Origin of the sequence: Streptomyces sp. NPDC059002 (assembly GCF_042740435.1) — a bacterium.
Classification (GTDB): Bacteria; Actinomycetota; Actinomycetes; order Streptomycetales; family Streptomycetaceae; genus Streptomyces.
The window spans coordinates 1-18,157 of sequence record NZ_JBHYJI010000044.1 but is presented as its reverse complement, the minus strand read 5'-3'; the positions used below and the strand labels follow the sequence as shown (position 1 = coordinate 18,157).

Sequence of the window (18,157 nt, the reverse complement as noted above, 5' to 3'; positions counted from 1 at the left end):
GGCCCTGCATGTGGTCTCCGCCGAAGACATTGCTCCGAGGGATACCAGTCGTCGGACGCCCTGAGTTCGGCGGTACGGGGCGGCCGCCCATGATGCCTGTCTCCTTCGGCGGTCGGACGGGGCCGTAGTTGGTGCCCTCATGGGACGGCGGGAGCGGTGGACGTACTGCTGGAGAGGGGCGGCCCAGCGGCGGGGTGGCGGGGCCCGGTTGGCCAGGGTTCGGACCGAAGGGCGGAGGCGCAGTACCGAGGCCAGGAGGAGTCGAAACTTCAGGTCGGCCCGGAGAGACGGGGCCAGGAGGGCCTTCTGGAGCTGGCTGCGACGGCGGGAGTGCCGTGACGCGGTCGATCCCCATGGATACGGGCTCAGGGCGGTGCGGCTGGGAAGCATCAGGTGGTGCCGACGCTGGCCCACTCTCGGGTGATGTCTCTGGATTGCCATAGCTCGCAGAGGGGGCTGCGGCGGATGCGACCGGCGTCGCGGAAGTAGGGGCGGACGTTGTCGGGCCGCCTCCTGCCGGGGCGCCTGCCTGACCCGGCAGTGCCTGGTAGCCGCTGCCGTCACGCCACCTGTCAGGGTCATCCGCATGCTTGGCCGGCGGCGCAAACGTAGGCGGCTCCACCCCATTCACCTGCTGCGCCGACTGCTGATACGTCTGCGCCAGCTTCCGCATCCGCTGCACCGCTTCGGCCTGTGCCGCGTCGATCCGGCCCTGTGCCGCGGTCGCGTCGGCCTGGGATTCCTGGGCGACCTTGCGGGCATCGGGGTCGTTGCGGGCCTCTTGGGCGGTGGACATGTTCTTGTTCGCGGTATGCAGGTCAGCCTTTGCCTGCGTGGTCTCCGAAGCGGGAGGCATGGAGGCCTTGGCCTCGGCGATCGCCTGGGCGACCTCGCCCATCCAGCGCGACGCGACCTCGCTGTACTCGCCGAGGTACAACGTGGCGCTCGCCGCCTGGGTGCCCCACTCCCGGAAGGCGTCGCCTCCCTCGCCCTTCCAGTGCAGGCCCTTCGTGTACTTCATGAGGTCGTCGCCGATCTTGGTGATCGTCGAAGCGGCCTTGGACAGCTTCCCGGCGAGCTGGGAGGCACCCTCCGAACTCGCGGACTCCAGCAGGGCGAGCAGTTGCTCGTGGGTCATGGATTCGAAGTCGGTGTGAGCGAGCTTCGGCTCTCTGCCCTTGGATCCCTCAGCCATGTCCTTGTGCCCCCGTTCCCTGCCCCCGTCTGGTCATCAGAGGCCCGTGTCCTTCTTCGGCGCCTTCGGGCCGGTCTCGCCGGAGCCGCCAGGTCCCTGGGCGTACGGATCCCGATCCACGTCGTAGTACTTCTCGGCCTCCGCGTTGATCGCCTTCATCCGTGCCCGAATGTCGTCCTCGAGGTTGTCGTAGCCCACTTGCGACGCATGGACGGCTAGCCCGAGGCCTTCGATCTGGGTACCGAGTGCCTTCGAGAGCTTCTCCAGCTCGTCGTGCACGATCGCGTAGGAGTCGTACAGGTACTGGGCCTCTTTGAAGTCCGCCGAGCCCAGTTGTTCACGCGACAGGCGATCGGCACCGACCTTGCTCGGCGCAGCTGCTGAACCGTCGAGCTCGATGAGCAGGTTGTCGACGCGCTTCTTGAAGCCCTTCATCGCGCTGGCCTGGATATCCAGTGCCATTTGCGGGTTTACGCCGTAAAGGTTGTCGAACGACTTGTCCGTGTCCGGCGTCCCCGTACCCGGCGCCCCTGTGTTGTCCTTGCCCCCGCCCGAACTCGCCACGCCAGCCTCCCCGTTCAGTCAAGTCACCATCGCGCACTCTAGTAGTGGTCCGTCAGCCGCCCCACTTGAATGAGAGCCGTCCCGCGCTTTCGCGACACGAACATGCCGCGCCCCGGAGGCATGGGGCGTGCGCGGACATTTCCAAGGATGTCGCCCTCACTCGGATCGCCCGACAACAGCACACCCTGGGCCCCGAGTTCCCGCACCCGCTGCATGAAGGACTCGTACATCGAGCGGGAGGCGCCCGCGGAACTCCGCGCGATGATGAACTTGACCCCCACGTCGCGCGCGAAGGGCAGGTGTTCGACCAGCACGTCCAGCGGATTTCCTGAGCTGGTGGCCACCAGTTCGTAGTCGTCGATGATGACGAACAGCTGCGGGCCGTTCCACCAGCTTCGATCACGCAACTGCTGCGGTGTGATGTCGGGCTTTGGGGCTCGCTTCTCCATGAACGTACCGATGGCATTCATGTGTACGTTCATCGCCGACGCCATCGGGGCGTACTCCAGCAGGTGTTCCTCCGACACCGCTTCCAGCATGGTGCGTCGGTAGTCGCCGACCACGATGCGTGCCTGGGCGGGTGTGTATCGCTCAGCGATCTGTTTCGCGATGAGGCGCAGCACATTCGTCTTGCCGGATTCACTCTCACCGAAGACCAGGAAGAACGGATCTGTCTCGAAATCGACGAAGACCGGTTCCAGGTTCGTCTCGTCGATGCCGATCGCGACGCCCTGCTGCGGGAACTCGAACCCCTTCGGGAGCTGGTCGGCCGGCAGATTGCGGGGCAGCAGGCGGACTGTCGGGGCCGCAGGCCCCTGCCAGCTGCTCTTCACCGTGTCGACCAACTGGCCGGTGCCGTCGGAGAGGCTCGCCGGGTCGGGCGACGAGTCGACCCGCGGCAGTGCCGTCATGAAGTGCAGCTTCTCCGGCACTTGGCCGCGACCCGGAACCCCCGCGGGGACGTTCATCGCGACCTTGCGGTCGAACTCGGAGTCCATGACGTCGCCGAGCCGGAGCTCCAGGCGGCCGAGCATCTGATCCTTGAGCGCTGCCCGTACCTCCATGTAGCGAGAAGCGGATACGACGACGTGGATGCCGTATCCGAGGCCGCGGCCGGCGATGTCGTTGACGACGCCCTCGAGCATGTCGTAGTCGTTCTTGAAGCTTCCCCAGCCGTCGATGACCAGGAAGACGTCACCCCAGGCCTCACCTGGAAGACGGCCCTCGGCACGCTGGCGCCGGTACGTGGTGATCGAGTCGATGCCGTTGGCGCGGAAGTAGGCCTCGCGGCGGTTCAGTACGCCGGCCACCTCCGCCACCGCACGTCGTACCCGTTCCGGATCGAGGCGGGAGGCCACCCCGCCCACGTGAGGCAGATCGGCCACGGAGGCCAGGCCCCCACCGCCGAAGTCCAGGCAGTAGAACTGCACTTCGTGGGCGGTGTGGGTCAGGGCGAACGACGTGATCAGTGTGCGCAGGAGGGTCGACTTTCCCGATTGCGGACCACCGACGACCACCATGTTGCCAGCGGCACCCGAGAAGTCGCCGTACAGCACTTCCCGCTTCTGCTCGAAGGGTTTGTCGACCAGCCCCAAGGGGACGACCAGGCCCCCGGAGCGCGTGTAGTCGCCCGCGTGCAGACCTCGCTCGGCCGACACCACGAGCTGCGGAAGGAGTTGGTCCAGCGTGGGGGCTTCGTCCAGTGGCGGCAGCCACACCTGGTGTGCGGGCACTCCCTGTCCCTCGAGGCGGCGGACGATGACGTCCAGGACTGTGTCGGCCAGAGCGTCCTCCCCGGAGCGGGAAGGCCGCGGTCGACCGGCATCCGGTACCGCGAATGTGGCCGCCACAGGTGAAGCCGTGAACAGGGTGGGGCGGTGCTCGATGGGCAACTGGCTGGCACTGGGGTCAGGGACACCGGTGCGGTACACCCCGGAGACGTACGCGGCCTTGAAGCGCGTCATCTCGTCCGTGCCGAACTTCAAGTAGCCGGAGCCCGGGACGGACGGAAGGTGATACGCGTCCGGCACGCCCAGTGCCGTCCGGGATTCCGACGCCGAGAACGTGCGGAGCCCGATCCGGTACGACAGATAGGTGTCGAGACCGCGCAGCTTGCCTTCCTCGAGGCGCTGCGAGGCGAGCAACAGATGCACACCGAGTGAGCGGCCGATGCGGCCGATCTGAATGAACATGTCGATGAAGTCGGGCTTGGCGGTGAGTAGTTCACTGAACTCATCGATCACCAGGATGAGCGAAGCCAAGGGGGCCAGCGGCGCGCCCGCGGCCCTCGCCTTCTCGTAGTCGTGCATGTTCGCGTAGTTGCCCGCCGACCGCAGCAGCTCCTGGCGGCGCTGCAGTTCGCCGCGGATCGCGTCGCCCATGCGGTCCACGAGCGTGAGGTCGTCGGAGAGGTTGGTGATCACCGCCGCGACGTGCGGCATGTCCGCCATGCCCGCGAAGGTCGCCCCACCCTTGAAGTCGGCGAGGACGAAGTTCAAGGTTTCCGACGAGTGGGTCACGGCCAGGCCCAGGACCAGGGTGCGCAGAAGCTCGGACTTGCCTGAGCCTGTGGCGCCCACGCACAGGCCGTGCGGCCCCATGCCCTCCTGAGCCGCCTCCTTGAGGTCCAGCATGACCGGCTGGCCGTCCTCACCCACACCGATCGGAACACGCAGCCGTTCCGCAGTCGAACGAGGCCGCCATGTGCGCGTGACGTCGACGGAACCCGCGTCACCCAGGCTCAGCAGGTCGGTGAAGTCAAGGTTGGCGAGCAGTGGTTCGTCGTCGTCGCCACCGCCCATCCGCAGCGGCGCGAGCTGGCGTGCGAGCGCTTCGGCGGCCGGCAAGGGCAACGCGTCGGGAACGCCCTCGTACGAGACACCGCCGTTCGCCTCCAAGCGCAGCTTTCCGGGGTGCGCCACTACGGAGAGACCGCCACGCGGCTCGTCGAGTTCACCGGCAACCACCTCGATGATCGTTACGCCCTGCAGGCCCTCCGCTGCGGCGAAGGCGGAGGTCGGCGGCACCATGCCGCCGTCGAGGATCACCACGAGATGGGGCTGGTCCAGTACGGGCTGCCCCTCGCGGCTGAAGCGCGGTCGGCCGTCGATCCGGTCGGCGAGGAGCTGCTCCAGCTCGCCCAGGTCATCCCCGAACAGCCGTCGTGAGCCCGCTCCGTCGAGCTTCCCCGGCACCTGGCAGTGGGGCAGCCACTTCGTCCAGTCCCACCGCGCCACCGCCCCCGGGGCCGCGACCACGGCGACCATGAGGTCCTCGGGGCCGTGCAGCGTGGCCAGTTGAGCCACCAGTGCGCGAGCGGTGGCCTGCGCGGACTCCGTCTCTCCGGACACGGTGAGGTGGTAGAAGGCGCGCAGAGAGACGGCGACGGGGAGTCCCTCGATCGAGCTGTGCACGGCGAGGAACCGCTGCATGGCACCCGCGGCCAATGGCTCCAGCTCGTCCACGGGGGCCGTCTCGGGTGCCACGAGGGGAGTGGACAGCTGTTGGGGGCCGAGGCCCACGCGCACCTGCCCGAAGTCCCGGTCACCGACGCGTCGTTCCCACACCCGGCTGCCCTCCGCAACCACGGACCAGAGCTGCTCGGGGGAGGGGTGCAGATAGAACTGGGTGTCGCGCTGCTGGAGAGCCGTCCGGCGCACCGTACGACGTGTCTGGGCAAGGTACTTGAGGTAGTCGCGCCGTACGTCCGCCATTTGCCCTTGCGTACCCCGGCGGTACCTGACGACCTGGGCGACGACCATGGCGACCGTCGACACCAGCATCACCACACCCATGATCCGCATGAAGGGGTGGGCGTTGGGCGACGCGAAGAAGAAGACCACCGACGAGCCCATGCCGAGCGTCGGCAGGACCTGCATCAGCACGCCCTCCTGCTGCCCGCGCGGCAGTTCAGGAGGAGCCGCCAATTGCAGCTCATCCGTGGGTACTTCGGGCGGCAGTGCGCGCGGCGGGCGCTTGATGACGATCTGGCTCACCGGAACATCAATCCCCCTATATGGGCGTGCAGTTGCCTGCCGCTGCCGCGTCGGTGGCGGTCTCCCTCCGCACGGGGTGATCCTACGTGCAGGTGCTGACAGGGCGTAGCGATAGGGTGACGCGCGCATCGTGCGCAACCGTGAATCAGGGGGTCATTCAAGGTGAGTTCGCCCGCAGCGACCGGTTTCTGCAGGGTCACCGTCGTCGCGCCCGACAGTCGCGTCGACGTTGCTCTGCCCGAGGACATCGCCGTGGCGGACATCTACCCAGAGGTGCTCCGGCTGACCCGCCAGACCCAGGAGGTCGGCGCTCCGACCGGCTACAACCTCGTACGCCAGGACGGCACCGTCCTGGATGCCGCCCGCTCGCTCGCGGCGCAGCGGATCCTCGATGGCGAGGTGCTCAGCCTGCGGCCCTTCGCCATGTCGTTGCCTCCTGCGGTGTTCGACGACGTGGCGGACGCGGTCGCCACCGCTGTCGTCCGGGACCGCAGGCTGTGGCGAGACGCCCTGCTGCGTGGTGCCGGCCTGGTGGGAGGTGTGCTGCTCCTCCTCCTGATGGCCCTCGTGCTGTGGTTCGCCGACCCCGTGAAGCACGACATGCACAGCCTCCCCGGAGTCGTCGCGGGCGGTATGGGCCTGCTCCTCCTCGCTTTCGCGGGTGCACGCGCGCGTGTCTACGACGACCGGGCCGCCGGGGCGGCCATGGGCCTCGCTTCTCTCCCCCTCCTGCTCATCGCGGGATCAGGGATCGTCGGTCCGGATGCCGGGCAGGGGCCGGGCCGACTGCAATTGCTGCTCGGCTGCGTCACGGTGCTCGTGGCGTCGGTCCTGCTCGTGGTTCTCTCTCCCGGCAGTGACGCCCCCTTCGTGGCTGCCACGTTCTTCGCCGCGGCGGGCACGCTGGCCGCCTTCGCCGCCGTCATCACCGAGGCCACGGCGGCCGAGGCGGCCGCGGTCAGTGCGCCGGTGACCGTCGCCCTCGTCGCGTTCCTCCCGGGCCTGTCGTCCCGGTTCGCCCGGCTGCCCATCGGCTACGCCTCGCCGCGGAGTGCGGTGCAGGAAGACTTCGACGCCGACCTGAACGCGACCGTCGACCCCGGCCCCCTCGACGCGGCCCGGATCGCGGCCCAGGCCCGGCGCGGCCATGAGCTGCTGCTCGGTCTGGTCGGCGGCTCAGCCGCTGTCGTCGTGGTGTCGGCTGCCGTACTCGGCTTTTCGGGGAACGCCTGGGGACAGCTCCTGGCCCTCGCCGCGGGCCTGGCGACCCTGATGCGTGCCAGGCTCTTCCGCTACACCTCACAGGTCGTCTGCGCGCTCGGGGCAGGCATCGCCGCCATTGCCCTGCTGATCATCGGCCTGGCGCTGAACCCGCCGGGCGATGCCATGAAGGAGCTGCTCCTCCATGACGATCGCGGCCCCCTGGACCTGCGCGCTGTGTGGCTCACGGCCGCCATCGCCGCGGGATGTGCTCTGTTGACGGCCATCTCATTGATCATTCCGAAGAAGGGGCTCTCCCCCTTCTGGGGCCGCTTCCTGGACCTCACGGAATCGGCTGTACTGCTCAGTCTGGTGCCGCTGTGCCTCGCTGTACTGGACGTTTACGACGCGGCTCGCTCGCTGACCAGCTGAGGAGGCGGTTTCACCCCGGGCAAACCCCCCACAAGCCGACTGGTACCCTGTGAAACGACCGCCTGTATGTGCACCCTCCGAATCCCCAGGGATCCGGACCCGCACCCGGCGGCTTCATCTGGCCTCCCGAGTCACGGAAGCTCCCCTGAGATGTAGACCAGGGGCACTCGGAGGCACTCGAAGACATCACGAGGAGTACGCGTGTCGCTCGACGCCGCTACGAAGAAGCAGATCATGACCGAGTTCGGCCAGAAGGAGGGCGACACCGGCTCCCCCGAGGTGCAGGTCGCGCTGCTCTCGCGTCGGATCTCCGACCTGACCGAGCACCTCAAGACGCACAAGCACGACCACCACTCCCGTCGTGGTCTGCTGATCCTGGTCGGTCAGCGTCGCCGCCTGCTGCAGTACCTGGCCAAGAAGGACATCCAGCGCTTCCGTGCCCTGGTTGAGCGCCTGGGCATCCGCCGCGGTGCGGCGGGCGCCAAGTAAGACGGCGTGAAGGGAGCGGTTCCCACTCGAAGCACTCGAAGGGGGCCGCTCCCTTTGCTGTACGTGCGCAGTGTCACCGACGCTTTGTAGTCTGGTCGCACAACGCACTGCGCAATACCGCACACGCGGTAGCGGACCGGACGGAATCGGACCGTCCGGACCATGCGAACAAATGAACGAATGACGAGGAGAGGCGCCCTAGCCGCCGCCGGTCCTCGGTAGTGGCCCCCGGGATGCGCAGACGTAAGACCCCGGGTGCTTCGATCGAAGACCGGCCCGCACCCAAGGCGCGCTTCTCCGCCCCGTCCCCCCGCCACACGGGCCCGGGGACGAAAGACGACAAGTAACGGAGAAAACGCTAGTGGAGAACGAGACCCACTACGCCGAGGCCGTCATCGACAACGGCACCTTCGGCACCCGCACCATCCGCTTCGAGACGGGCCGCCTGGCCCGTCAGGCCGCCGGTTCCGCCGTGGCCTACCTGGACGACGACACGATGGTCCTCTCGGCCACCACCGCGTCCAAGAAGCCCAAGGACCAGCTCGACTTCTTCCCGCTCACGGTGGACGTCGAGGAGCGGCAGTACGCCGCCGGCAAGATCCCCGGTTCGTTCTTCCGCCGTGAGGGCCGCCCCTCCGAGGACGCGATCCTGACCTGCCGCCTGATCGACCGCCCGCTGCGTCCTTCCTTCAAGAAGGGCCTGCGCAACGAGATCCAGGTCGTCGAGACGATCATGGCCCTCAACCCCGACCACCTGTACGACGTGGTCGCGATCAACGCCGCCTCCTGCTCCACGCAGCTGGCCGGCCTGCCCTTCTCGGGCCCGATCGGCGGCACGCGCGTGGCGCTCATCAAGGGTCAGTGGGTCGCCTTCCCGACGCACACCGAGCTCGAGGACGCCGTCTTCGACATGGTGGTCGCCGGTCGCGTCCTGGAGGACGGCGACGTCGCGATCATGATGGTCGAGGCCGAGGCCACCGAGAAGACCATCGAGCTCGTCAAGGGCGGCGCCGAGGCGCCGACCGAGGAGATCGTGGCCGCCGGTCTCGAGGCCGCGAAGCCCTTCATCAAGGTCCTCTGCAAGGCCCAGGCGGACCTCGCTGCCAAGGCCGCCAAGCCCACCGGCGAGTTCCCGATCTTCCTCGACTACGAGGACGACGTGCTCGCGGCCCTGACCGCCGCGGTCAAGACCGAGCTCGCCCAGGCGCTCACCATCGCCGGCAAGCAGGAGCGCGAGACCGAGCTGGACCGCGTCAAGGCGCTGGCCGGCGAGAAGCTCCTGCCGGAGTTCGAGGGCCGCGAGAAGGAGATCTCCGCCGCGTACCGCTCGCTGACCAAGACCCTGGTCCGTGAGCGCGTCATCAAGGAGAAGAAGCGCATCGACGGCCGCGGTGTCACCGACATCCGCACCCTGGCCGCCGAGGTCGAGGCCATCCCGCGCGTGCACGGCTCGGCGCTGTTCGAGCGTGGCGAGACCCAGATCCTGGGCGTCACCACCCTCAACATGCTCCGCATGGAGCAGCAGCTCGACACCCTTTCCCCGGTGACGCGCAAGCGCTACATGCACAACTACAACTTCCCGCCGTACTCCACCGGCGAGACCGGCCGCGTCGGCTCCCCGAAGCGCCGCGAGATCGGCCACGGCGCCCTCGCCGAGCGCGCCCTCGTGCCGGTCCTGCCGACGCGCGAGGAGTTCCCGTACGCGATCCGTCAGGTGTCCGAGGCCCTCGGCTCCAACGGCTCGACGTCCATGGGCTCGGTCTGCGCCTCCACCATGTCGCTGCTGAACGCCGGTGTGCCGCTGAAGGCCGCCGTCGCCGGTATCGCCATGGGTCTGATCTCGCAGGAGATCGACGGCGAGACGCACTACGTCACCCTCACCGACATCCTCGGTGCGGAGGACGCGTTCGGTGACATGGACTTCAAGGTCGCCGGTACGAAGCAGTTCGTGACCGCGCTGCAGCTCGACACCAAGCTCGACGGCATCCCCGCCTCGGTCCTGGCCGCCGCGCTGAAGCAGGCCCGCGACGCGCGTCTGCACATCCTCGACGTGATGAACGAGGCCATCGACGTTCCGGACGAGATGTCCCCGAACGCGCCGCGCATCATCACCGTCAAGATCCCGGTGGACAAGATCGGTGAGGTCATCGGCCCCAAGGGCAAGATGATCAACCAGATCCAGGAGGACACCGGCGCCGACATCACGATCGAGGACGACGGCACCATCTACATCGGTGCCGCCGACGGCCCGGCCGCCGAGGCCGCCCGCGCCACGATCAACGGCATCGCCAACCCGACCATGCCGGAGGTCGGCGAGCGCTACCTGGGCACCGTCGTGAAGACGACGACCTTCGGCGCGTTCGTCTCCCTGCTCCCGGGCAAGGACGGTCTGCTGCACATCTCGCAGATCCGCAAGCTCGCCGGCGGCAAGCGCGTGGAGAACGTCGAGGACGTGCTCGGTGTGGGCCAGAAGGTCCAGGTCGAGATCGCCGAGATCGACTCCCGCGGCAAGCTCTCCCTCATCCCCGTCATCGAGGGTGAAGAGGGCGACGACAAGAAGGACGACACCGACAAGTGACGTCGCGTAGCACCACGACGACGGCCCGCACCTCCTCGGAGGCGCGGGCCGTCGCCCGTACCCAAACCCTCATCAAGGGCGAGAACGGCATCGGCACGGTGCGCAGGACCACCCTCCCCGGCGGCCTCCGCGTCGTCACGGAGACCCTGCCCTCCGTACGCTCGGCGACCTTCGGCATCTGGGCGAACGTCGGCTCCAGGGACGAGACCCCGTCCCTGAACGGCGCCACGCACTACCTCGAGCACCTCCTCTTCAAGGGCACCAGCAAGCGCAGCGCCCTCGACATCTCGTCCGCGATCGACGCGGTCGGCGGCGAGATGAACGCCTTCACGGCGAAGGAGTACACGTGCTACTACGCGCGCGTGCTCGACACCGACCTGCCGCTCGCCATCGACGTCGTCTGCGACATGCTGACGGGCTCCCTGATCCTCCAGGAGGACGTCGACGCCGAGCGCGGCGTCATCCTCGAAGAGATCGCCATGACCGAGGACGACCCGGGCGACTGCGTGCACGACCTGTTCGCGCACACGATGCTCGGCGACACCCCCCTCGGCCGCCCCGTCCTCGGCACGGTCGACACGATCAACGCCCTGACCGCCGACCGCATCCGCCGCTTCTACCGCAAGCACTACGACCCCACGCACCTGGTCGTCGCCGCCGCGGGCAACGTGGATCACAACAAGGTCGTACGCCAGGTCCGCGCCGCCTTCGAGAAGGCCGGCGCCCTCCAGCGCACCGACGCGACCCCGATGATCCCGCGCCAGGGCTCCCGCGCCCTGCGCACCTCGGGCCGCGTCGAGGTCATCAACCGCAAGACCGAGCAGGCGCACGTCATCCTCGGCATGCCGGGCCTGGCGCGCACCGACGACCGCCGCTGGGCCCTCGGCGTCCTGAACACCGCCCTGGGCGGCGGCATGTCGTCCCGCCTCTTCCAGGAGGTGCGGGAGAAGCGCGGCCTGGCCTACAGCGTGTACTCGTACACCTCGGGCTTCGCCGACACCGGTCTCTTCGGGGTGTACGCGGGCTGCCGCCCGAGCCAGGTGCACGACGTCCTGAAGATCTGCCGCGACGAGCTCGACCAGGTCGCGCAGCACGGCCTTTCGGACGACGAGATCGGCCGCGCCATCGGCCAGCTCGCGGGCTCCACCGTCCTCGGCCTCGAGGACACCGGCGCACTGATGAACCGCATCGGCAAGAGCGAGCTCTGCTGGGGCGAGCACATGTCGGTCGACGAGATGCTGGCCAAGATCTCGGCGGTCACCCCCGACGAGGTGCGCGAAGTGGCCCGCGACGTGCTCGGCCGCCGCCCGTCCCTCTCGGCCATCGGCCCGCTCAAGGACAAGCAGGCGGCCCGTCTGCACGAAGCGGTCGCGTAGTCCCGCGAGGGACCAACTCCCCTAAGGAATGAAGGACATGAGCAAGCTGCGCGTGGCGGTCATCGGTGCCAAGGGCCGCATCGGCTCCGAGGCGGTCAAGGCCGTCGGGGCCGCCGACGACATGGAACTGGTCGCGGCACTCGGCCGGGGCGACAGCCTGGACACGCTGGTGGAGTCCGGCGCCCAGGCCGTGGTCGAACTGACCCACCCCGACTCGGTGATGGGCAACCTCGACTTCTGCGTACGGCACGGCATCCATGCCGTCGTCGGTACGACGGGCTGGACCGAGGACCGCCTCGCGCAGCTGCGCACATCGCTGGCCGCGTCCCCTGGGACGGGCGTGCTCATCGCCCCGAACTTCTCCATCGGGGCGGTCCTGACGATGAAGTTCGCGCAGATCGCCGCGCCGTACTTCGAGTCCGTCGAGGTCGTCGAGCTGCACCACCCGAACAAGGCCGACGCCCCCAGCGGCACCGCCACGCGCACCGCCCAGCTCATCGCCGAGGCGCGCAGGGAGGCGGGCAGCGCCCCGCAGCCCGACGCCACGTCGACGGCCCTGGACGGCGCCCGCGGCGCGGACGTCGACGGCGTTCCGGTGCACTCGGTGCGCCTGCGCGGCCTCCTCGCCCACCAGGAGGTCCTGCTCGGCGGCGAGGGCGAGACCCTGACGGTGCGCCACGACTCGCTGCACCACAGCAGCTTCATGCCGGGCATCCTGCTCGGCGTGCGCCGCGTGGTGGGCACGCCGGGCCTGACCTTCGGCCTGGAACACTTCCTGGACCTCGGCTGACCCGGGAAACGAAGACTCCATGCGCGCAAAGATCACCTACGCCGTCACGGCTGCCGTCCTGGTCGTCTACTTCGTCCTGGTCGGCAGCCGCGGCGTGCTCCTGATACAGCACGGCACCGCGCTCACCGTCACCTTCGGCGTCGCGGTGCTCATCCTGCCGGTCATCGGCGTCTGGTTCCTCTGGAAGAACACCCAGTTCGTCCGGCGCGCCAACAGCCTGGCCGCGGAGCTGGAGGCCGAAGGCGGCCTCCCCGTCGACGAGTTGAAGCGCACGCCCGGCGGCCGCATCGACCGCGACTCGGCCGACGAGGTCTTCGCCCGGCGCAAGGCCGAGACGGAGGACTCCCCGGACGACTGGCGCTGTTGGTTCCGGCTGGCCGTCGCCTACCACGACGCCCGGGACACCCCCCGCGCGCGCAAGGCCATGCAACGCGCGATCGCCCTGCACGAAGGCAGGGCGATCAGCGCGTAGTTCGTCCGTGCGGACGCCGACGGGTGCGGCGGGCGGCGCCTAGGCGGTGCGCCCGTACTCGTCGGCCCACACCTCGATGGAATCGGCCGCCCGGTCGAAGGCCTCGTGCCGGGCCAGGAAGTCGGCGTTCCGGTCGGTCAGCAACGGCTGCTGCCCATCGGCCTGCTGATCACGTCGTACGAGGACCAGCGCCTGCCCCTGCACCGTCCGCGGCAGCCCCAGCCAGCGCACCGGCTGCTGCGCCGTCCGCACGGTCGCGACCTGGGCCCACGGAACTGTCTGTGTCGTCAGGAAGCCGACCCTGCGCAGGCCCTGCGCGCTCACCCAGGTGCCCATGCGCAGCAGCCGCAGGGCGCCCGCGATGATGAGGGCGGCAAGCCCGGCACAGATCGCGGCACCCGCGAGCGAATCGGCGAACGCGATGATCACGGCGGCGACGAGGACGTACGAGGCGAGCAGCAGCAGGAGTGCCGCGGCGCCCACCCGCCAGGGGCCCGGCCGGTAGGGCCGCCGCCAGTGATCACGGTCGTCGAAGGGCAGGGCGGCGTCGTCCGCCGTCTCGTCGAAAGCGCGGTCCGCGGTCAGGAAGGGCAGGGGCACGGGCTGATCCTCACTCAATCCACGCATGGGCTGTGCCCGGTGAGGCTATCGAGCCGTGTCCCCTGCTACCACCCTTGGGGGGCCAAGGGGGTACCTCCCCCGCCATTGGTGCCACCGAGGCGGGGCGGAGCCGGTCAGGCGCTGGTCAGCGCCCGTCGGAGGCTTCGGACTGCTGTGTCTTCGCGGGGGACTGGTCGGCGGACATCGCGGGCATCCCGAAGAGCAGGGATCCCACGAGACCGGCCACCACGGTCAGTCCCATCAGGGTGCGCCCCAGGATCTGACTGGCCGAGGCGCGCTCGCGGGGTGGGGGAGTGACGTTGCTGCGGAACTTGTCGGCTTCGGCGATGAAGGCGAACGGGACGGGCTCTCGCCGACGGAACATGGGGCGCGCTTCTCCTCACGGGTCTCGAACGGAGCTCTGTGGACTCTGTTGTCTAGAGAGACGCTCGAAACGCCCAAAAGGTGCCCTGTTTCGGCAAATTAGTCGAAGAATGTCGTACCGGGTCACCGAACGGCCGATTGTCAGTGGCGGGCCATAGAGTGGGCGCCGCCCGAGTGATGCATACGGAAGGATCCCCGCCAGTGACCGAGACCCCCACCGAAGACCTCAAGCCCAGCTTCCGCAGCGAGGTCACCGTCGAGCTGGTGAAGCATGCCGCCACCGACTCCGACGTCCTGTGGGCCGCCCGAGTCTCCACCGCGGGCGAGCAGTCCCTGGAAGAGCTCCAGAAGGACCCGGAGCGCTCCAAGGGCCTGATCAACTACTTGATGCGGGACCGCCACGGCAGCCCCTTCGAGCACAACTCGATGACGTTCTTCATCAGCGCCCCGATCTTCGTCTTCCGCGAGTTCATGCGCCACCGCGTCGGCTGGTCGTACAACGAAGAGTCGGGTCGCTACAGGGAGCTGCAGCCGGTCTTCTACGTCCCCGGTGAGTCCCGCAAGCTGGTCCAGCAGGGCCGCCCCGGCAAGTACGAGTTCGTCGAGGGCACCCAGGCCCAGCAGGAGCTGACGGGCCGCGTCATGGAGGACTCGTACCGCCAGGCGTACGAGTCGTACCAGGAGATGCTCGCAGCCGGCGTCGCCCGCGAGGTCGCCCGCGCGGTCCTCCCGGTGGGTCTGTACTCCTCCATGTACGCGACGTGCAACGCCCGTTCGCTGATGCACTTCCTCGGCCTGCGCACGCAGCACGAGCTCGCCACGGTCCCGTCCTTCCCGCAGCGGGAGATCGAGATGGTCGGCGAGAAGATGGAGCAGCACTGGGCCGAACTGATGCCGCTCACGTACGCGGCCTTCAACAAGAACGGACGCGTGGCGCCGTAAGGCACTGATGTACGGGTGGGCCGAGTGAAGTGTCCGTATTGCGGCATTTCGAGAAGTTCATCTAGCCTGATCAAACGGACCCGGCACTGCTTGAACCCCCGAGCAGGCAGTGCCGGGCTCCACACTTGTCAGGTCCGCTCACATCCCCCGAGGGGGGACCACGCACTGAGCAGCGAGTAGCGTGTTACCCATGGCTCCGACCTCCACTCCGCAGACCCCCTTCGGGAGGGTCCTCACCGCCATGGTCACGCCCTTCAAGGCGGATGGCGCACTCGACCTCGACGGCGCGCAGCAGCTCGCCGCCCACCTGGTGGACGCAGGCAATGACGGCCTGGTCATCAACGGCACCACCGGTGAGTCCCCGACCGTCAGTGACGCGGAGAAAAACGATCTCGTACGAGCCGTAGTGGACGCCGTCGGAGACCGCGCCCATGTCGTCGCGGGCGTCGGCACGAACGACACCCGGCACAGCATCGAACTCGCCCGCGCCGCCGAACAGGCCGGCGCGCACGGCCTGCTCACCGTCACGCCGTACTACAACAAGCCCCCGCAGGAGGGCCTGTTCCGGCACTTCACCGCGATCGCGGACAGCACCGAACTGCCGGTCATGCTCTACGACATCCCGGGCCGCAGCGGCGTACCGATCAACACCGAGACGATCGTCCGCCTCGCCGAGCACCCCCGGATCGTCGCCAACAAGGACGCCAAGGGCGACCTCGGCCGCGCCAGCTGGGCCATCGCCCGCTCGGGCCTCGCCTGGTACTCCGGCGACGACATGCTGAACCTCCCGCTCCTCTCCGTCGGCGCGTGCGGCTTCGTCTCCGTCGTCGGCCACGTCGTCACGCCGGAACTGCGCGCCATGCTCGAAGCGCACCTCACGGGCGACGTGCAGAAGGCCACGGAGATCCACCAGAAGCTGCTCCCGGTCTTCACCGGGATGTTCCGTACGCAGGGTGTGATCACGACCAAGGCGGCGCTCGCCCTCCAGGGCCGCCCCGCCGGTCCCCTCCGCCTTCCGCTGGTCGAGCTGTCCCCCGAGGAGACGGCCCAGCTCAAGATCGATCTCGCCGCCGGCGGGGTACAGCTGTAACCACAGACTTCACAACTGAATAAGCGCAACACCGCGGGCCCGACACGAGCTGTCGGCCGCCCGCACCCACACAACAACTGCTACTGCACGAACGTCATACGCGCCACGTGCCCCGGAGGTACGTGGCGCGCGTGGTGAGGAGAGTCTTTTGAGTCATCCGCATCCTGAACTCGGCGCTCCGCCGAAGCTCCCGAAGGGCGGCCTGCGGGTCACCCCGCTCGGCGGCCTCGGCGAGATCGGCCGCAACATGACCGTCTTCGAGTACAACGGTCGCCTGCTGATCGTCGACTGCGGAGTGCTCTTCCCTGAGGAGGAGCAGCCCGGAATCGACCTGATCCTGCCGGACTTCACGTCCATCAGGGACCGCCTCGACGACATCGAGGGCATCGTGCTCACGCACGGCCACGAGGACCACATCGGCGGTGTCCCCTACCTCCTGCGCGAGAAGCCGGACATCCCGCTGATCGGCTCCAAGCTGACCCTCGCCCTGATCGAGGCGAAGCTCCAGGAGCACCGCATCCGGCCGTACACGCTGGAGGTCGCCGAGGGCGACCGCGAGCACCTCGGCCCGTTCGACTGCGAGTTCGTCGCGGTCAACCACTCCATCCCCGACGCCCTGGCCGTCGCCGTCCGCACCCCCGCGGGCATGGTCGTCGCCACCGGTGACTTCAAGATGGACCAGCTGCCGATGGACGGCCGCCTCACCGACCTGCACGCGTTCGCGCGGCTGAGCGAGGAGGGCATCGACCTCCTTCTCTCCGACTCGACGAACGCCGAGGTCCCGGGCTTCGTCCCGCCGGAGCGCGACATCTCGAACGTGATCCGCGGCGTCTTCGCCGGCGCGCAGAAGCGGATCATCGTCGCGAGCTTCGCCAGCCATGTGCACCGCATCCAGCAGATCCTGGACGCCGCACATGAGTACGGCCGCAGGGTCGCCTTCGTCGGCCGCTCGATGGTCCGCAACATGGGCATCGCACGCGACCTCGGCTACCTCCGCGTACCCCCGGGCCTGGTCGTCGACGTCAAGACGCTCGACGACCTCCCCGACAACGAGGTCGTCCTGGTCTGCACGGGCTCCCAGGGCGAGCCCATGGCCGCGCTCTCCCGCATGGCCAACCGCGACCACCAGATCCGCATCGTCCAGGGCGACACGGTGATCCTGGCGTCGTCCCTCATCCCCGGCAACGAGAACGCGGTCTACCGCGTGATCAACGGCCTGACCCGCTGGGGAGCGAACGTCGTCCACAAGGGCAACGCGAAGGTGCACGTCTCGGGCCACGCGTCCGCGGGCGAGCTCCTGTACTTCTACAACATCTGCAAGCCCAAGAACCTGATGCCGGTCCACGGCGAATGGCGCCACCTGCGCGCCAACGCCGAGCTCGGCGCCCTCACCGGCGTCCCGCACGACCGCATCGTGATCGCCGAGGACGGCGTCGTCGTCGACCTCGTCGAGGGCAAGGCGAAGATCGTGGGCAAGGTCCAGGCGGGATACGTCTATGTGGACGGCCTCTCCGTGGGCGACGTCGGCGAGCCCGCACTGAAGGACCGCAAGATCCTCGGTGACGAGGGCATCATCTCGGTCTTCGTGGTGGTGGACTCCAGCACCGGCAAGATCACCGGTGGCCCCCACATCCAGGCCCGCGGCTCCGGCATCGAGGACTCGACGTTCAACGCGGTGGTCCCGCGGATCCAGGAAGTCCTGGAGAAGTCGGCCCAGGACGGCGTCGTGGAACCGCACCAGCTGCAGCAGCTCATCCGCCGCACGCTGGGCAAATGGGTCTCGGACAACTACCGCCGACGTCCGATGATCTTGCCCGTGGTCGTCGAGGTCTGACCCTCGCGACTGCGTGAGCTCCGGAGCGGGGCGCCTCGATTTGCATCGGGGCGCCCCGCTCCGTTAGGTTTACGGCTCCGCCAGCGAGGGAAGCCCCGAGCACTCATGTGCCAGGGACCGACCCGAACGGGGCGGGAATTCCGACTCAGAATCTCTGATAAAGTCGGAACCGCCGGAAAGGGAAACGCGAAAGCCGAGAGGCTGGCGCGGGAACCG

Annotated in this window: 14 protein-coding genes; 10 read left to right on the top strand and 4 right to left on the bottom strand. The window is 68.5% G+C overall.

The genetic code is table 11. The features are described from left to right. Positions 1-854 precede the first annotated feature (854 nt). Positions 855-1,157 (top strand): hypothetical protein, encoded by a 303-nt coding sequence (locus tag ACFWZ2_RS30830; RefSeq protein WP_384551214.1) that lies wholly within the window; start codon positions 855-857, stop codon positions 1,155-1,157. 74 nt (positions 1,158-1,231) lie between these two features. Here the strand turns inward: ACFWZ2_RS30830 and ACFWZ2_RS30825 are convergent, their stop codons facing one another. After that, complete coding sequence (locus ACFWZ2_RS30825; RefSeq protein WP_384551212.1) at positions 1,232-1,759, bottom strand: hypothetical protein; 528 nt, start codon at positions 1,757-1,759, stop codon at positions 1,232-1,234. 38 nt (positions 1,760-1,797) lie between these two features. Continuing rightward, positions 1,798-5,754: a type VII secretion protein EccCa gene (gene eccCa / locus ACFWZ2_RS30820; protein WP_384551294.1), complete on the bottom strand. Its 3,957-nt coding sequence runs from the start codon at positions 5,752-5,754 to the stop codon at positions 1,798-1,800. Positions 5,755-5,916: 162 nt separating this feature from the next. Here eccCa and eccD point away from each other — a divergent pair, with 162 nt between their 5' ends. From eccD to ACFWZ2_RS30790, 6 genes are all read left to right on the top strand, one after another. Beyond that, positions 5,917-7,386 (top strand): type VII secretion integral membrane protein EccD, encoded by a 1,470-nt coding sequence (gene eccD, locus ACFWZ2_RS30815; protein WP_384551211.1) that lies wholly within the window; start codon positions 5,917-5,919, stop codon positions 7,384-7,386. A gap of 201 nt (positions 7,387-7,587) precedes the next feature. Then, positions 7,588-7,875: a 30S ribosomal protein S15 gene (gene rpsO, locus ACFWZ2_RS30810; RefSeq protein ID WP_055568703.1), complete on the top strand. Its 288-nt coding sequence runs from the start codon at positions 7,588-7,590 to the stop codon at positions 7,873-7,875. A 361-nt stretch (positions 7,876-8,236) separates the two neighbouring features. After that, a complete protein-coding gene (locus tag ACFWZ2_RS30805; protein ID WP_384551210.1) occupies positions 8,237-10,453 on the top strand; it encodes a polyribonucleotide nucleotidyltransferase in 2,217 nt (738 codons plus the stop codon). Then, the gene (locus ACFWZ2_RS30800) at positions 10,450-11,829 is read left to right on the top strand and encodes a M16 family metallopeptidase (protein WP_384551208.1); all 1,380 of its coding nucleotides are present in this window, start codon (positions 10,450-10,452) and stop codon (positions 11,827-11,829) included. Before ACFWZ2_RS30805 ends, ACFWZ2_RS30800 begins: the two co-directional genes overlap by 4 nt. Positions 11,830-11,866: 37 nt before the next feature. Further along, positions 11,867-12,619, top strand: a complete 753-nt coding sequence (dapB, locus tag ACFWZ2_RS30795; RefSeq protein ID WP_384551207.1) for a 4-hydroxy-tetrahydrodipicolinate reductase — start codon at positions 11,867-11,869, stop codon at positions 12,617-12,619. A gap of 19 nt (positions 12,620-12,638) precedes the next feature. Beyond that, positions 12,639-13,091, top strand: a complete 453-nt coding sequence (locus tag ACFWZ2_RS30790) for a hypothetical protein (RefSeq protein WP_384551206.1) — start codon at positions 12,639-12,641, stop codon at positions 13,089-13,091. Positions 13,092-13,130: 39 nt separating this feature from the next. Here the strand turns inward: ACFWZ2_RS30790 and ACFWZ2_RS30785 are convergent, their stop codons facing one another. Next, a complete protein-coding gene (locus ACFWZ2_RS30785; RefSeq protein ID WP_384551205.1) occupies positions 13,131-13,691 on the bottom strand; it encodes a PH domain-containing protein in 561 nt (186 codons plus the stop codon). A gap of 145 nt (positions 13,692-13,836) precedes the next feature. Further along, complete coding sequence (locus ACFWZ2_RS30780) at positions 13,837-14,076, bottom strand: hypothetical protein (protein WP_384551203.1); 240 nt, start codon at positions 14,074-14,076, stop codon at positions 13,837-13,839. Positions 14,077-14,276: 200 nt separating this feature from the next. Between ACFWZ2_RS30780 and thyX the strand changes: the two genes are divergently transcribed. From thyX to ACFWZ2_RS30765, 3 genes are all read left to right on the top strand, one after another. After that, complete coding sequence (thyX, locus tag ACFWZ2_RS30775; RefSeq protein ID WP_384551201.1) at positions 14,277-15,017, top strand: FAD-dependent thymidylate synthase; 741 nt, start codon at positions 14,277-14,279, stop codon at positions 15,015-15,017. Between the two features lie 190 nt (positions 15,018-15,207). Continuing rightward, positions 15,208-16,107, top strand: a complete 900-nt coding sequence (dapA, locus tag ACFWZ2_RS30770) for a 4-hydroxy-tetrahydrodipicolinate synthase (protein ID WP_384551200.1) — start codon at positions 15,208-15,210, stop codon at positions 16,105-16,107. 148 nt (positions 16,108-16,255) lie between these two features. After that, positions 16,256-17,941, top strand: a complete 1,686-nt coding sequence (locus ACFWZ2_RS30765; RefSeq protein ID WP_384551198.1) for a ribonuclease J — start codon at positions 16,256-16,258, stop codon at positions 17,939-17,941. Positions 17,942-18,157 lie beyond the last annotated feature (216 nt).

Excerpts from the sequence above, each read along its gene's own strand:
- ACFWZ2_RS30830 (WP_384551214.1), top strand. The coding sequence starts at position 855 with ATGGAGGCCTTGGCCTCGGCGATCGCCTGGGCGACCTCGCCCATCCAG.
- dapB (WP_384551207.1), top strand. The coding sequence starts at position 11,867 with ATGAGCAAGCTGCGCGTGGCGGTCATCGGTGCCAAGGGCCGCATCGGC.
- ACFWZ2_RS30790 (WP_384551206.1), top strand. The coding sequence starts at position 12,639 with ATGCGCGCAAAGATCACCTACGCCGTCACGGCTGCCGTCCTGGTCGTC.
- ACFWZ2_RS30780 (WP_384551203.1), bottom strand. The coding sequence starts at position 14,076 with ATGTTCCGTCGGCGAGAGCCCGTCCCGTTCGCCTTCATCGCCGAAGCC.
- dapA (WP_384551200.1), top strand. The coding sequence starts at position 15,208 with ATGGCTCCGACCTCCACTCCGCAGACCCCCTTCGGGAGGGTCCTCACC.